We start from the raw sequence: 15,329 nt of genomic DNA on the forward strand, positions 1-15,329 counted from the left end.
TTCTCGTGAAAGACACCCTGATCCGCTTCATCCAAACCGCCGCGCTGGCCCTGCTGGTCGCCGGCACGGCGCAAGCCGCGGGCGAGCACGCCGGCCACGGCATGTCCATGCCGGCCGCGTCCACGCCCATCGGCAAGCCGGGCGACGCCGCCCGCGCCACGCGCACCATCGATGTCGACATGACCGACGCCATGCGCTTCACGCCCGACCGCATCGAGGTCAAGGCGGGCGAGACCGTGCGCATCAACGTGCGCAATTCGGGAAAGATCCGCCACGAGCTGGTGCTGGGCACCGACGCCGACCTGAAGGCGCACTACGACATGATGATGAAAGACCCCGGCATGCGCCACGAAGAGGCGAACGCGGTGTCGCTGGACGCGGGCAAGACCGGCCAGATCGTCTGGCGCTTCGACAAGGCGGGCACGGTGTCCTTCGGCTGCCTGGAACCGGGCCATTACAGCGCCGGCATGAAGGGAGCGGTGTCGGTGCTTTGATGCCCGACGCCTTTCTTCCATGAGCACCCTTCCCCCGCTTGCCCGCCGCCGTTTCGTGCAGGGCCTGGCCGCCGGCGGCGCGCTGGCCGCACTTGGCGGCTGGCGCGCCGCGTTGGCCTCGCCCGCGCCCGCCAACGAATTGCACGGTTCCGAATTCCATCTGGAGATCGGCGAAACGCCCGTGAACTTCACGGGCGCCGCCCGCATCGGCACCACCGTCAACGGCCAACTGCCCGCCCCCCTCCTGCGTTGGCGCGAAGGCGACACGGTGACCCTGCACGTCACCAACCGGCTGCGCGAGCAGACCTCCATCCACTGGCACGGCATCCTGCTGCCGACCGAGATGGACGGCGTGCCGGGCCTGAGCTTTCCCGGCATCGATCCGGGACAAACGTTTACCTACCGCTTCGCGGTGCGCCAAAGCGGCACGTACTGGTATCACAGCCATTCGGGCTTCCAGGAGCAAACCGGCCTGTACGGCGCCATCGTCATCGATCCGCGCCGCCGCGATCCCATCGCATCCGACCGCGACTACACGGTGCTGCTGTCGGACTGGACGGACGAAGACCCGATGCGGCTCTTCAACAAGCTCAAGGTGATGCCCGAGTACTACAACCGCATCCAGCCCAGCGTCCAGAGCCTGGCCGCGGACGCGCAGGAGCGCGGCTGGCGCGCCGCGCTCTCTGAACGGCTGATGTGGGAACAGATGCGCATGACGCCGACGGACCTGGCGGACGTGTCCGGTGCCACCTACACCTACCTGACCAACGGCGCCACGCCCGCGGGCAACTGGACCGGGCTGTTCAAGCCGGGCGAACGCATCCGGCTGCGCTTCATCAACGGGTCGGCGATGACGTACTTCGACGTGCGCATCCCCGGCCTGAAGATGACGGTGGTGGCCGCCGACGGCCAGGACGTACGCCCCGTGGACGTGGAGGAATTCCGGATCGGCGTGGCCGAAACCTATGACGTGATCGTCGAACCGCAGGACGAGCGCGCCTACACGATCTTCTCTCAGGCCATGGACCGTTCGGGCTTTGCCCGCGCCACGCTGGCGCCGCGCGCCGGCATGCAGGCCGACGTTCCCGAGCTGGACCGCGTGCAATTGCTCGGCATGATGGACATGGGCATGGCGCATGACATGGGCGGCATGCCCGGCATGGACCACGGCGGCCACGGGGCTGCACCCGCGGGGCAAGGCGGCATGGTCGAGGTCAAGCATCCCTACCCGACCGAGCGCGGCGTCAGCAATTCCATGCTGCCCGACGTGGTGTCGACGCGGCTGGATGACCCGGGCGTGGGGCTGCGCAACAACGGCCGGCGCGTGCTGACCTATTCAGACCTGCATTCCATCCGTGAACCCGAGGACAACCGCGCGCCGTCCCGCGAAATCGAACTGCACCTGACGGGCAACATGGAACGCTACATGTGGTCATTCAACGGCGTGAAGTTCTCTGACGCCAAGCCCATCGTGCTGCGCTATGGCGAACGCGTGCGCTTCGTGCTGGTCAACGACACCATGATGACGCACCCGATCCATCTACACGGGTTGTGGAGCGACCTGGAGTCGCCCGACGGCACCTTCCAGGTGCGCAAGCACACGATCATCCTCAATCCGGCACAACGGCTGAGCTACCGCGTCAGCGCCGATGCACGCGGGCACTGGGCTTACCACTGCCACCTGCTGTATCACATGGAGGCCGGCATGTTCAGAGCGGTCGTGGTGGAGTAAGCGATGACGACGCAACGCAACCTGCTGGGCGCCTGCGCCCTTGCCCTGACGCTGGGCGCCGTGGGCGCCCACGCGCAACCCGCGGCCATGGATCACGGCGCGATGGACCATTCCAGCATGCCCGGCATGGATCACGGCGCCATGAGCCCCGCGCCGGCGCCCGCCGCCATGGATCACGCCGCGATGGGGCATCGCGCCGCCCCGGCCTCGGACGCGCCGCCCATCGGCAGCCTGCCGACGAGCGATGGCGCGGGCGAACGCGGCTACGACAGCTACGGCATCCACCCCCACATGATGGACAACGCGTCCACCTGGCAAGTGCTGTTCGACAAGTTCGGCGTCACGCGCAACCGCGACGGCGAAAACGCCCTGGACTGGGACGGCCGCTTCTGGGTCGGCTCGGCCACCGACCGCCTGCTTATCAAGAGCGAAGGCGAACGCGAAAACGGCGGCGGCTCGGACGGCAAGGTAGAAGCCTTCTGGAGCCACGCCGTAGCGCCCTTCTGGGACCTGCAGGTGGGCGCCCGCCGAGACATCGGCACCGGCCCCAAGCGCAACTGGGCCGCCGTCGGCATCGAAGGCCTGTTGCCCTACAACATCGAACTGGAGACCACCGCCTATGTGGGATCGTCCGGCCGCACGGCGCTGGCGGTGAAGGCCGAATACGACCTGCTGCTGACCCAGCGCCTGATCTTCACACCGGAACTCGAGGCCAGCCTGTACGGCAAGCGCGACCCCGAACGTGGGATCGGATCGGGCCTGTCGACAGGGTCGCTCTCTTTGCGGCTACGCTATGAGGTCACGCGGGAGTTCGCCCCTTACGTCGGCGTCTCCTTTGAACGGAAGTTCGGCCAGACTGCCAGCTATGCGTCGGACGCCGGAGCCAGCCGGTCCCAGACGGCCGTCATGGCGGGCGTCCGGTTCTGGTTCTGACCCGGCGCCACGCCCCTCATATCAATAAGGAGCCTCATGAACATTTCCCGTATCACGCGCCGCGTGGCCCTGGCCGCGGCCCTTTGCGCCCCCGCCTTCGCCACCGCGCAAACGCCCGCCAAGGTCGAAGTCTGGAAGACGCCCACCTGCGGCTGCTGCGAAGACTGGGTCAAGCACATGCGCGACAACGGCTTTGCCGTCACCACGCACGATGTGCAGGACACCGGCCCCATCCGCCGCAACGCGGGCATGACCGACTACGGGTCGTGCCATACCGCGGTGGTGGACGGCTATGCGCTGGAAGGCCACGTGCCCGCCAGCGACGTGCGCCGCCTGCTCTTGGAAAAGCCCGACGCCGCCGGCCTGGCCGCCCCGGGCATGCCGCTGGGCTCGCCTGGCATGGACGGCCCCGAATACGGCGGCCGCAAGACGCCGCACGACGTGCTGTTGGTGGACAAGCGCGGCGGGGCCAAGGTTTTCCAGGCGTACCGCTGAAACAATTCATCCACACCGCCCCAATGGCTACTCCTTGCACTGCAGCAAAAATGCGCCACAATAAATAAAACGCATTCTTCACCCACCCCTTGGCAGTCATGGCAAAAATCGTCCTGTTCGAGAACATCCATCCGAGCGCGCGCGCGGTCTTCGAAGCCGCCGGCTACACCGACATCGTCACGCACGCCGCGGCCCTGCCGCCGGCGCAAATGCAGGAAGCCCTGCGTGGCGTGCACGTGGCGGGGATCCGTTCTCGCACGCACCTGGACGCCGCCTTGCTGTCCAGCCCGGACCTGCGCGTCGTGGGCTGCTTCTGCATCGGCACCAACCAGGTCGACCTGGATTCCGCCATGCAGCGCGGCGTCCCGGTGTTCAACGCGCCCTTCTCCAACACCCGCTCGGTCGCCGAGCTGGTGCTGGGCGAAGCCATCCTGCTGCTGCGCCGGATTCCGGAAAAGAATGCGCGCGTGCATCTGGGCCACTGGGATAAAAGCGCCTCGGGCGCCTTTGAAACCCGCGGCAAGACGCTGGGCATTGTGGGCTACGGCAATATCGGTTCGCAGATCAGCACCCTGGCCGAAGGCCTGGGCATGCGCGTCATCTATCACGACGTGGAAGCCAAGCTGCCGCTGGGCAACGCCCGCCCCGCCGGGACGCTCAACGACCTGCTGGAGCAGGCGGACGTGGTGACGCTGCATGTGCCGGGCGGCAAGTCCACCGAAAACATCATGAACGCGGAAACGATCGGCCGCATGCGGCGCGGCGCGATCCTGATCAACGCCTCGCGCGGCACGGTGGTGGACATCGACGCCCTGCACGCCGCCTTGAAGTCCGGCCACCTGGCCGGCGCCGCGCTGGACGTGTTCCCCACCGAGCCCAAGGGCGCGGACGAACCGCTGGCCAGCCCGCTGATCGGCTTGCCCAACGTCATCCTGACCCCGCACATCGGCGGCAGCACGCAGGAATCGCAAGAGAACATCGGCCGCGAAGTAGCCGAGAAGCTGGTGCGCTTCATGCAGGCCGGCACGACCAAGGGCGCGGTCAACTTCCCCGAACTGCCCTACCTGGAGCCGGCCGGCGCCACGCGCATCCTGCACGTGCACCGCAACGCCCCGGGCGCGCTCGGCACGCTGGACAACCTGATGGCGCAGCACGGCCTGAACATCGTCAGCCAGACCCTGCAGACCAAGGGCCAGATCGGCTACGTGATCACCGACGTGGAAGGCCAGGTCGACGACGTGGTGATGACCACGCTGCGTAACCACCCCATCACGGTCCGCTGCGACCGGCTGTAGGATGGGTGAAGCGCGGGAGTCCTGATGCAAGGACTCCGCTTTCGAACGCGCGCAACCCATCAAGCGGCGGTTGTGTTCTGGCTGAATCAGATAAGAAATGCGGCGCCGCTTGATGGGTTGCGCGCGCCAGGCATCCGGGTTCTTGGCCGGATGATCTCGCGCTCCACCCATCCTACGTCCACGCCGTATGAATCCTCCATCGGCGCAGCACCCGCAGAGCGGCGCCGCTAGTCGGCCGCCGCCGCCATCAGGCATTCCGCCATTTTTTCGCGCACGCTGCCCGCGTCGAACGGCAGGCGGCCGATGATGCCGATTTCGCGGTGGAAGGCCTGTTCGCCCAGCGGCACAAGCCGCAGGCCCGTCATGTCCAGGCGCCGCAGTTTCGGCAGCAGGGCCACCCCCAGGCCGTGGCGCACCATGTTGGCGATGGCCTCGATCTCATCCAGCTCCACCGCCTCGTGCACGTTCAGTCGGTGCTTTTTCAAGAAAATATCTACCACCCTCCCGCCAAACGACGCCCGGTCGTAGCGGATGAACGGTTGCGCGGCCAGCAGTTCGCGCCAGGGCGCGTCCGGCAAGGATGCCGGCACGGCCAGCATCACGGGCTCGCTCAGCAGGCGGTGCCAGCCCAGCTCGGGCGGCAGCGTGAACGGCGGGCGGATCAGCACGGCCATATCCACTTCGCCGGCATCCACTTGCCCCAGCAGCGATAGCGACACGCCGGGCACGATGCGCACCCGCACCTCCGGGTAGACGGCCCGGAAACGCCCCAGCGCGTCCACCAGCAGGTCCTGCTGCACTGAGGCGATGGCGCCGATGCGCAAGGACCCGCTGACCTGGCCCGCCCCCGCCGTCGTGACCATGCGTTCGGCCATCGCGACCAGCTCTTCGGCCTGCGCCAGCATCTCGCGGCCATGGGCGTTCAGCACGGCGGCCCGCGCCCCGCGGTCGAAAAGCTCGACGCCCAGGTATTCCTCCAGGCGCTTGATCTGGGCGCTGACCGCCGACTGCGTCAGGCCCAGATGGGTGCCTGCGCCGGTGAACGTCCCGTCGCGCGCCACGGCGATGAAGGTTTTGAACTCTTTGATCACGATCAATATTTTTGATGCTAAGGCACAAAAAATATCGTTTTTCAATCAAAAAAACAATACCTAAACTATGGCCTGGTGCTAAAAGCCGTCCGCCACCGCGGCAGCCGCAAGCCATCACCTTTTTTTGAACGCCCCGGAGTTTTTCATGACCGCCCAAACCAATCTGCCGCCGTTCCACCTGGCCTTCCCGGTCCGCGACCTGGCCGAAGCCCGCGCCTTCTACGGCGAAAAGCTGGGCTGTCCGGAGGGCCGCAGCTCGCCCGAATGGATCGACTTCAACTTCTACGGCCACCAGATCGTCGCCCACCTGGCGCCCAGCGAATGCGGCCACAAGGCCACCAGCGCCGTGGACTCGCACAACGTGCCGGTTCGCCATTTCGGCGCCGTGCTTTCCATGGAACAATGGGAAGCCATGTCCAAGCGCCTGATCGACGCAGGCACCGAATTCGTCATCGAGCCCTACATCCGCTTCAAGGGCGAAGTGGGCGAGCAGGCCACGATGTTCTTCCTGGATCCGTCGGGCAACGCGCTGGAATTCAAGGCCTTCAAGAACATGGATTCCTTGTTCGCCAAGTAATCCTCCCCTAGAGGTTTCGCGCCGTTGAACGCTCTTTCAGAACCCCCTTCTTCGGCCGAAACCCCTTGGCGCATCCTGCCTCAGGGCGACCGCTGCCTGATCATTTCCTTCGGTGACCGGATCGACGCCGCGATCGGCCGGACCTGTCTGGCCGCGGCGCGCAAACTGCGCGACGCGCGATTGCCCGGCGTCACCGATGTGGTGCCCTCGTTCGTCGCGGTGGCGGTGCATTACCGGCCCGACGGCCTGGGCAACGGCCCCACCTGTGCCAGCCTGACCGCCCGCATCGGCGCCTTGCTGGCCGACGGCGTCACGGCAGACGCCCTGGACGGCCGCCAGATCGACGTCCCCGTCTGCTACGGCGGCGAGCACGGCCCCGACCTGCCCGATGTGGCGCGCGCGGCCGGCGTGACGCCAGACGACATCATCGCCCTGCACAGCCAACCCCGCAGCATGGTGTTCATGCTGGGCTTTGCGCCCGGCCACGCCTACCTGGGCGTACACGACGAAAAACTGAATATCCCGCGCCGCCCCTCGCCACGCACTGCGGTGCCCACCGGCGCCGTGGCGGTGGCCAACCGGCAGACTGTGATCTACCCGAACCGGCTGCCCGGCGGCTGGAACATCATCGGCGCCACGCCGTTGACGCTGTTCGACCCCGCCCGCGAGCCCGCCTCCCTGCTTCAACCCGGTGATTCGGTCCGATTCGTGCCGATCAGCCCGCAGGAATTCGACCGCATCCGGGAAGCCCGGCCATGAGCGTGACCGTGATCAAGCCCGGCATGCTGTCCAGCTTCCAGGACCGCGGCCGCGACGGCTACCAGCATGAAGGCATCCCCGCCGCTGGCGCCATGGACGAACGCGCGCACCGCCTGGCCAACGCCCTGGCGGGCAACGCCGGCGACCCGGCCACGCTGGAAATGACCCTGATAGGCCCCACGCTGCGTTTTGACGCCCCGGCGTGCTTTGCGCTGGCTGGCGCCGACCTGGGCGCAACCCTCAATGGCCAGGACATCCCCGTGCACCGCCCGCTGGTGGCCCACGCGGGCGATACCCTCGCTTTCGGCGCCCGCCCGGCCGTGGGCGCGCGCGGCTATCTGGCGGTGCACGGCGGCTTTGCGCTGGCCGCCGTCATGGGCAGCGAAACCACCTACCTGCGCAGCGGCTTCGGCGGATTCCAGGGCCGCGCGCTGGCCAAAGGCGACCAGATCCCGCTGCGCGCGCCGCTCACCGAACACGACCTGGACGCGCTGCAGTCGGCGCTATGGGATATCGGCGCCTATCTGCCCGGCACGCTGCGCGGGCAGCGCCGCGGCGCCATCCGTTTCCTGCCGGGCAGGCACTGGGACGCATTTTCGGCTGCCGCTCGGCAGGCTTTCACCGACGCGGAATTTCGCATCAGCCCCCAATCCGACCGCATGGGCTACCGCCTGCTGGGCCCGGCGCTGACGATGGACACGCCGCGCCAGATGCTGTCGGAAGCCGCCAGTTTCGGCACCGTGCAGGTGCCTGCAGGCGGCGAAGCCATCATCCTCATGGCCGACCGGCAGACCACGGGCGGCTATCCCAAGATTGCGCAGATCGCCACCGTGGATCTGCCCGCGCTGGCGCAGTGCGCGCCCGGCCAGGCCCTGCGCTTCCAGCTGATCGAACTGGACGAGGCGCAACGCCTGGACGGCGAGCGCGAACACGCATTCACCCAACTGCAAGTGGCGCTGGAACCCCTGCGCGCGCTGCTGGCCCCGGCAACAAGGAAACCGCAATGACCTCCCGCATCGATATGAACTGCGACATGGGCGAAAGCTATGGCGCCTGGACCATGGGCAACGACGCGGCGGTGCTGCAATACGTCAGCTCCGCCAACATTGCCTGTGGCTTTCACGGTGGCGATCCCGCCACCATGCGCAAGACGGTCGCGGCGGCCTTGAAGCAGGGCGTGGCGCTAGGCGCGCATCCCAGCCTGCAGGACCTGGCGGGCTTTGGCCGCCGCGTCATCCAGATCACGCCGGACGAAGCGTATGACATCGTGATCTACCAGATCGGCGCGCTGGCCGGCGTGGCGGCCTCGCAAGGCGCGCGGCTGCACCATGTGAAGGCGCACGGCGCGCTGTACAACATGGCCGCCCGCGACGAGGGCCTGTCGCGCGCCATCTGCCAGGCGGTCAAGGATGTGGACGCCTCGCTGATCCTGTACGGCCTGGCGGGCAGCAAGCTGATCGACGCGGCGCGTGCCATCGGCCTTGCGGCCGCCAGCGAGGTGTTCGCCGACCGCTCCTACCAGGACGATGGTTCGCTGACGCCGCGCACGCGCGCCGGCGCCATGATCGAAGACCTGGACCGCGCGGTGGCGCAAGTGCTGGGGATGGTGCGCGAGGGCAAGGTGCGTTCCATCGACGGGCGCGACGTGCCGGTCCAGGCCGACACGCTTTGCATCCATGGCGACCAGCCCAACGCGCTGCTGTTTGCCGACGGCATCCGCCAGGCGCTGGAACAAGCGGGCATCGAAGTCTGCACGCCAGCCCGGGTTTGAATCCCGCCGGCCGGTCGACTGGGGTTGAACTGGGCGGCCGGATCAGGCCCGGCCGTAGCGCGGCGCCAGGTCTTCGGCAGCCTGTTCGGCCGCGTCGCGGTACGACTGCAGGATGCCGGGCAGCACCTCCACGACGTAGCTGCGCGTCAGCTCGGCCGCGCGCTCGAAATCGCGGCCGGCCAGGGCTTGCGTGATGCCCTGCGTGTAGACCTGCAGGGTGTTGGTTTCCATCGAGCGCCTGGCCAGCAGGTAACGCAGCGGCTCCACCTGTTCGTAGAGCTTGCTGAGCATGCTGGTCAGCGGCGTATTGCCCGTGTAGCGGGCCCCCGCCAGATAGAACTCGCGCGAGGCCGCGATGCAGGCGCGGACGTCGCGCTTGGCCACCGCCGCCGCAATGGCGTCGTCATAACTGCGCAATTCAGCCACCAGCGGCGCCAGGTCGCGCATGTCCGCCAACTGGCGGATGCAATACGCCTCCAGCTCCGCGCGCAACATGTACAGATGGCGGATCTGCGTTTCGGTATAGAGGGTGACCCTGAAGCCCTTGCGTTGGATATGCGTGACCAGGCCGCTCAGTTCCAGCAGCCGCAGCGCTTCCCGGATGGGGCTGCGGCTGGTGCCGAAACGCTGCTCTAGTTCTTGCTCCCGCAAGGGCTGCCCGGGCCGGATAGTGCCATCCACTATCAACTCACGAATCTGTTCCTGAAGGAAATACGGAATCGTGGCGGGCGCTTTGACGTCCAATCGGCTCCCCTTGTACTGCGCGATGCATGTATGAGACAGCGAGAAGATACTAGAAATCTATTGAAACACAAATAAGAATATTGTTGCAGAGGCGAAACCGCGCTCTGATAGGCCTTTGAGGGCGGTTCAGTGCCAATCGTCGCGGTAGACGAACTTCGGCATCTGCCAATTGAAGCGCAGGGCCAACAGGCGCAAGGCCAGGCCGACCGCCAGCGCCAGGGGTACCGCGGCATTGGCCGACAGGCCGAGCGACTGGCCGCCCAGGTACAGCGCCCCGGTCACGACCGATACGCTGGCGTACAGCTCCTTGCGGAACAGCAGCGGCACTTCGTTGCACAGCACGTCGCGCAGCACCCCGCCTGCGCAACCGGTGATCATGCCGCTGATCAGCACCACCGTGATCGGCAGCTGCATCAGCTGCGCCACCTGGCAGCCGATGACGGTGAACGCCACCAGCCCCAGCGCGTCGGCCAGCAGGAACACACTGCGCAGGCGCCGCATGACGGGTGCAATCAGCGCGGTCAGGATGGCGGCGCCGCCCGTCATCCACAGGTATTCGGGGTGGACGACCCAGGTCAGCGGGTAATGCCCCAGCAACACGTCGCGCAGCGACCCGCCGCCCAGCGCCGTCACGCAGGCGATGATGCAGACGCCCATCCAGTCCATGTCGCGCCGGCCCGCCGACAGCGCCGCGGTCATGGCTTCGGCCACGATGGCGACGAGGTACAGCGTGTGCAGCAAGGCGGGTGAAATATCGGAGAACATGGGGAAAGGCAGGGATAAGACAGTAATCGGGCCGGAACGGGCCGGGCTCAGGATACGGCAGGCCCCATTGTATTGATCCTGATCTGGCGCAAGCTGCCATTGCCTGCGGGCGCCCCATCCCGTACGCTGGACCGTGCGTTGATATCAATCAATCCCCGGCCCGCGTCGCGGCGGGACAATGGGGACATGCCCTGACGGGCGGTAACAGCCAGGCGACGCGGACGCGGGAGCCGACAGCCTGGCGTCAACCGGGAGATAACGTATGACACAGCAAACTGGCCCCATCCTGTTGGCCACGGACCTGAGCGCGCGGGGCGACCGCGCCCTGGACCGCGCGCTGCAGCTCACCAAAGCGCTCAACACCAAGCTGATCGTCCTGCACGTCATGGAAAGCCATTCCACGTCGGCCCGCCTGACCACGCCGGTCTGGCGGCGCCTGTCCTCCGACCACAAGGCCCTGGCCGAACGCGAGCTGGCCGAAGACCTGGCCGCAGCCGACGTGCCGTTCGAAGTCGTCGTGGTGTCCGGGGATCCGCTGGCGCACATCATGGAAACCGCCGACAGCTTCGGCTGCTCGCTGATCGTCACCGGCACCGCCCGTGACGAGACGCTGGGCCGGCTGCTGCTGGGCACCACCGTCGAAAAGCTGGCCCGCCAGGCGCGCCAGCCCGTGCTGGTGGTCAAGACGCGTCCGCGCAAGCCCTATCACGACGTGCTGGTCGCCACCGACTTCTCACCCGGCTCTCGCCAGGCCCTGCGCGCGGCGCTGCAACTGGTGCCCGATGCCAACCTGACGCTGTTCCACGCCTATGACGTGCCGTTTCAGGGCAAGACCGTGCCCGACGACGCCATCACGCGCAGCTTCTACAAGGGCGCCGAGCAAAGCGCGCGGGAATTCACGGCCGACACGCCGGAACTCGCCGGCCTGACCCCCAACATCGTGCTGGAACCCGGCCAGCCCGAAACGGTGCTGTCGGAATACTCGTTCAACCACCGGTCCGATCTGGTCGTGACAGGCACCCACGGCCGCACCGGCATCCTGCGCACCGCAATCGGCAGCGTGGCTGAACGGCTGCTGGAATCCCTGCCCAGCGACGTGCTGATCGTCCGGCTGACGTAGGATGGGTGAAGCGCGCGCAAACCGCCACGAGAAGCAAACCTTCCAGCGCGCGCAACCCATCGGGCGGTGATGTTTTGGCGATTCTGGGTGCAGCGTTTGGGGGCTTGCGCCAGGACGTTCTTGGCGGCGCCCACCATCGCGCGTAGGCGGCTCGATGGGTTGCGCGCGTAGTTTTATGCCTGGTCGCCCTGCCGTTCCATGGTGTCGATCGTGCCGCGCAGGACCTTCAGCAGCACCAGGCCGGGCAATGCGATCAACACGGTCAGCAGGAAAAAGCCCGGCCAACCCATGTATCCGACCAGAGGCGGGGTGAGCGGTCCGGCCAGGTAGGTGCGGCCCACCGCCGACAGCGCTGACAGCAGCGCAAATTGCGTGGCCGAGAACCGCTGGCGGCACAGCGCCATCAGCAATCCGACGAAAGACGCGGTGCCCAGCCCGCCGCACAGGTTCTCGATACCGACGCCCGTCGCCATCAGCCACAAGTTCTTCGGGCTGATGGCGATCAGCCAGTACGCCAGGTTCGATACGGCCTGCAGCAGGCCGAAGACCATCAGCGACCGGTACAGGCCCCAGCGCGACATCAGCGATCCACCGGCCAGCGCGCCCACGATGGTGGCGGCCAGCCCCAGCACCTTGTTCACCGTGCCGACTTCGGTCGGCGTGAAGCCCGCGCCGCGAATCAAGAAGGTGGTGGACAAGGCACCGGCGAAGGCATCGCCCAGCTTGTACAGCACGATCAGCAGCAACACCGCCAGCGCACCGCGCCGCGTGAAGAATTCGTGCAGCGGTTCGCCGACCGCCGCGCGCAGGCTGCGCGGCGCGCGGGCGACGTGTTCGGGTTCGGGCGCCAGCAAGGTGGCCACCGAGCACAGCAGCATCAGGCCGCCCATCAGCACATAGGTGTAGCCCCAGCCGATCCACTGGTCCGCCAGGATCAACGCCAGCCCGCCCGAGGCGATCATGGCCAGCCGGTAGCCCATTACCTTGATGGCGGCGCCGGCGCCGCGTTCCTCCTTGCGCAGCACGTCCGTGCAATAGGCGTCGAACGCAATGTCTTGCGTGGCGGACAGGAAGGCCACCAGCACGGCCAGCATGGCCAGCGGCATCAATGCCGCCGACGGCGACAGCATGCCCATTGCCATGATGGTCACGGCCAACAGCAATTGCGTCACCAGCATCCAGCCGCGGCGCCGCCCCAGCAAAGGCGGCACAAACCGGTCGACCAGCGGGGCCCAGAGGAATTTGATGGTGTAGGCGGTGCCTACCAGGGTAAGGAAACCGATTTCCTGCAGCGGCACGCCTTCGACGGTGGCCCAGGCCTGCAAGGTTCCGCTGGTCAGGGCCAACGGCAGTCCGCTGGCAAAGCCCAGGACCAGCAAGGGGGCCACGCGGGGGCTGGTGTAGACGTTGGATACAGCGGTAATGACGGTCTCCTGAAACTCAGCCGGCGCGGCGCAACAGGCATTGCGCCGCGGGCTTCCCGGCATTTTAGGGCCAGTCGGTCCGCGCCGTCAGGACGATCGGTGTCGGAATGTCAGGGGGACGCGAAGCGGTACACCGCCAGCGTGCTGCGCCAGCTGGGGAACAGCTTCACCTCGCGGCCTTCGTTGAAGGTCGCGCGTTCCAGGATGCGCACGTCCACGACGCCGGCCAACTGTTCAAAGTCGCGCAGCGTGCACAGGTGGATGTTCGGCGTGTTGTACCACTGGTAGGGCATCTGGCCCGTCACCGGCATGCGGCCGCGCAGGATGGCCCAACCATGCGGCCAATAGCCGAAGTTGGGAAACGACACGATGCCGTAGCGCGCCACGCGCGCCATTTCCCGCAGGATGTGCTCGGTGCGGTGCATGGACTGCAAAGTCTGCGACAGCACGACGGTATCGAACTGCTTGTCGTCGAACAGCGCCAGGCCGTCTTCCAGGTTTTGCTGGATCACTTCGACCCCGCGGCGCACGCAGGCGATCACGCAGGTGTCGTCCAGTTCGACGCCCGCGCCGCGCACCTGGCGGTGGTCGCGCAGGTGCGCCAACAGCGCGCCGTCGCCACAGCCCAGGTCCAGGACGCGGCTGCCGGGTTCGATCCAGCCGGCGATGCGCGCCAGGTCGGGCCGCAGCGCGCTGTGGGCATAGCGGGGGGTCACAGGGGTCATTCGGAGCGTCCTTCGGTCGGGGCGGCAGCGCCGCCAAGCCCAAGCTCGCGCGCGATGCGTTCGTAATAGCCACGAACCACGGCATGGTAGCGCGCGTCTTCCAGCAGGAAGGCGTCGTGGCCATGCGGCGCGTCGATTTCGGCGTAGGTCACGGGGCTGGCGTTCTTCAGCAGCGCGCGCACGATCTCGCGCGAACGCTCGGGCGGAAAGCGCCAATCGGTCGAAAACGACACCAGCAGGAAGTCGGACTTGGCCGGCGCGAGCGCGCGCGCCAGATCGCCGCCGGTCGTGCGGGCCGGATCGAAATAGTCCAGTGCGCGCGTGATCAGCAGATAGGTGTTGGCGTCGAAGTATCGGGTAAATTTTTCGCCCTGATAGCGCAGGTACGACTCCACCTCGAACTCGACGTCGTAACCGTAGTGGTACGCGCCGTTCTCGGCGGGCGCACGTTGCGCGCGGCCGAATTTCTCGGCCATGTCGTCGTCCGACAGGTACGTGATGTGGCCGATCATGCGCGCCACCGACAGGCCGCGGCGCGGCACGGTGTCTTGCGCATAGTAGTCGCCGCCGTGGAAATCCGGGTCGGTGATGATGGCGCGGCGCGCGACTTCATTGAAGCCGATGTTCTGCGCCGACAGGCGCGGCGTGCTCGCGATCACCACGCAATTGGCCACGCGATCGGGCAAGGTGATGGCCCAGCTGAGGGCCTGCATGCCGCCCAGGGATCCGCCCATCACCGCCGCGAAGCGTTCGATGCCGAAGTGATCTGCCACGCGGGCCTGCGCGCGCACCCAGTCTTCCACCGTCAGCACCGGAAACGCGGCGCCCCAGGGCTTGCCAGTGGCGGGGTTGATGCTGGCCGGGCCCGTCGACCCGAAGCACGAGCCCAGGTTGTTGACGCCGATCACGAAGAAAATGTTGGTGTCCACCGGCTTGCCGGGGCCCACCATGTTGTCCCACCACCCCACGTCGCTGGGGTTGTCCGCCGCTTGCCCCGCCACGTGATGCGAGGCATTGAGCGCATGGCAGATCAGGACCGCGTTGGTGCGCTGGGCGTTCAACGTGCCGTAGGTTTCCACGGCAAGTTCGTAGGCGGCCAGCGACTGGCCGCTAAGCAACGGCAGCGGCTCATCGAAACGGATGAAAGTGGGTGCGACAAGACCGACGGAACCGGGATCAACGGAGTCGGAAGTCGTGACGGTTGCGGGAACGAACCCGCTGGCCGAATCACCGGCCAAATGTTGGGCAGGAGTGGTCATACGGACCTCTTTAGCTGGATTTATTGGAAGGCGCCCGCAAGCGGATCAGGCAAATCGGCGCCGAAATATGGGTAATGCAATCTGTACTGCGAAAAGAATTCTAGCACTGCTTGCGAACGCGGCCATAGCCCGCCAGCCGGTGGGA

16 protein-coding genes and 1 riboswitch are annotated in these 15,329 nt (G+C 66.9%); of the genes, 10 read left to right on the forward strand and 6 right to left on the reverse strand.

Features of this window, described 5'->3' with window-relative positions; genetic code table 11:
• Positions 1 to 5: 5 nt before the first annotated feature.
• From CEY09_RS27220 to serA, 5 genes are all read left to right on the forward strand, one after another.
• Entirely contained in the window at positions 6 to 494 is a 489-nt protein-coding gene (locus tag CEY09_RS27220) for a cupredoxin domain-containing protein (RefSeq protein ID WP_088590991.1), read from the forward strand.
• A gap of 19 nt (positions 495 to 513) precedes the next feature.
• On the forward strand, positions 514 to 2,226 hold the full coding sequence (locus CEY09_RS27225) for a copper resistance system multicopper oxidase (protein ID WP_088590992.1): 1,713 nt from the start codon (positions 514 to 516) through the stop codon (positions 2,224 to 2,226).
• A gap of 3 nt (positions 2,227 to 2,229) precedes the next feature.
• A complete protein-coding gene (locus tag CEY09_RS27230) occupies positions 2,230 to 3,159 on the forward strand; it encodes a copper resistance protein B (RefSeq protein WP_088590993.1) in 930 nt (309 codons plus the stop codon).
• Positions 3,160 to 3,195: 36 nt separating this feature from the next.
• Positions 3,196 to 3,654, forward strand: coding sequence for a DUF411 domain-containing protein (locus CEY09_RS27235; protein ID WP_088590994.1), 459 nt, complete (start codon positions 3,196 to 3,198; stop codon positions 3,652 to 3,654).
• A gap of 98 nt (positions 3,655 to 3,752) precedes the next feature.
• A complete protein-coding gene (gene serA, locus CEY09_RS27240) occupies positions 3,753 to 4,949 on the forward strand; it encodes a phosphoglycerate dehydrogenase (protein ID WP_006227204.1) in 1,197 nt (398 codons plus the stop codon).
• Between the two features lie 227 nt (positions 4,950 to 5,176).
• Here the strand turns inward: serA and CEY09_RS27245 are convergent, their stop codons facing one another.
• Entirely contained in the window at positions 5,177 to 6,040 is an 864-nt protein-coding gene (locus tag CEY09_RS27245) for a LysR family transcriptional regulator (protein ID WP_035214059.1), read from the reverse strand.
• A 145-nt stretch (positions 6,041 to 6,185) separates the two neighbouring features.
• On the opposite strand from CEY09_RS27245, the gene CEY09_RS27250 reads away from it, so the two are divergent.
• The 4 genes from CEY09_RS27250 to CEY09_RS27265 are packed head-to-tail and all read left to right on the forward strand — an operon-like array spanning position 6,186 to position 9,147.
• Complete coding sequence (locus CEY09_RS27250; protein WP_088590995.1) at positions 6,186 to 6,617, forward strand: VOC family protein; 432 nt, start codon at positions 6,186 to 6,188, stop codon at positions 6,615 to 6,617.
• 24 nt (positions 6,618 to 6,641) lie between these two features.
• Positions 6,642 to 7,376: a 5-oxoprolinase subunit PxpB gene (pxpB, locus tag CEY09_RS27255; protein ID WP_088590996.1), complete on the forward strand. Its 735-nt coding sequence runs from the start codon at positions 6,642 to 6,644 to the stop codon at positions 7,374 to 7,376.
• Entirely contained in the window at positions 7,373 to 8,383 is a 1,011-nt protein-coding gene (locus CEY09_RS27260; RefSeq protein ID WP_088590997.1) for a 5-oxoprolinase subunit C family protein, read from the forward strand. Before pxpB ends, CEY09_RS27260 begins: the two co-directional genes overlap by 4 nt.
• The gene (locus tag CEY09_RS27265; RefSeq protein ID WP_088590998.1) at positions 8,380 to 9,147 is read left to right on the forward strand and encodes a LamB/YcsF family protein; all 768 of its coding nucleotides are present in this window, start codon (positions 8,380 to 8,382) and stop codon (positions 9,145 to 9,147) included. The genes CEY09_RS27260 and CEY09_RS27265 overlap by 4 nt, the downstream gene beginning before the upstream one ends.
• Before the next feature lie 42 nt (positions 9,148 to 9,189).
• Here CEY09_RS27265 and CEY09_RS27270 read toward each other — a convergent pair whose 3' ends face one another.
• Positions 9,190 to 9,891: a GntR family transcriptional regulator gene (locus tag CEY09_RS27270; RefSeq protein WP_088590999.1), complete on the reverse strand. Its 702-nt coding sequence runs from the start codon at positions 9,889 to 9,891 to the stop codon at positions 9,190 to 9,192.
• A gap of 126 nt (positions 9,892 to 10,017) precedes the next feature.
• On the reverse strand, positions 10,018 to 10,656 hold the full coding sequence (locus tag CEY09_RS27275) for a trimeric intracellular cation channel family protein (protein ID WP_035214041.1): 639 nt from the start codon (positions 10,654 to 10,656) through the stop codon (positions 10,018 to 10,020).
• 262 nt (positions 10,657 to 10,918) lie between these two features.
• Between CEY09_RS27275 and CEY09_RS27280 the strand changes: the two genes are divergently transcribed.
• Positions 10,919 to 11,776, forward strand: coding sequence for a universal stress protein (locus tag CEY09_RS27280; RefSeq protein WP_006227212.1), 858 nt, complete (start codon positions 10,919 to 10,921; stop codon positions 11,774 to 11,776).
• 173 nt (positions 11,777 to 11,949) lie between these two features.
• Here CEY09_RS27280 and CEY09_RS27285 read toward each other — a convergent pair whose 3' ends face one another.
• The 3 genes from CEY09_RS27285 to metX form a co-directional block, all read right to left on the reverse strand.
• The gene (locus tag CEY09_RS27285; RefSeq protein ID WP_272938473.1) at positions 11,950 to 13,263 is read right to left on the reverse strand and encodes a muropeptide transporter; all 1,314 of its coding nucleotides are present in this window, start codon (positions 13,261 to 13,263) and stop codon (positions 11,950 to 11,952) included.
• A 47-nt stretch (positions 13,264 to 13,310) separates the two neighbouring features.
• A complete protein-coding gene (gene metW, locus CEY09_RS27290; protein WP_006227214.1) occupies positions 13,311 to 13,925 on the reverse strand; it encodes a methionine biosynthesis protein MetW in 615 nt (204 codons plus the stop codon).
• Positions 13,922 to 15,184 (reverse strand): homoserine O-succinyltransferase MetX, encoded by a 1,263-nt coding sequence (gene metX, locus CEY09_RS27295; protein ID WP_175216775.1) that lies wholly within the window; start codon positions 15,182 to 15,184, stop codon positions 13,922 to 13,924. The genes metW and metX overlap by 4 nt, the downstream gene beginning before the upstream one ends.
• Positions 15,174 to 15,255: riboswitch (SAM riboswitch) on the reverse strand. (Overlaps the previous gene by 11 nt.)
• Between the last annotated feature and the right edge of the window lie 74 nt (positions 15,256 to 15,329).

Origin of the sequence: Achromobacter marplatensis (assembly GCF_002209535.1) — a bacterium.
Taxonomy (GTDB): Bacteria; Pseudomonadota; Gammaproteobacteria; order Burkholderiales; family Burkholderiaceae_B; genus Achromobacter; species Achromobacter marplatensis.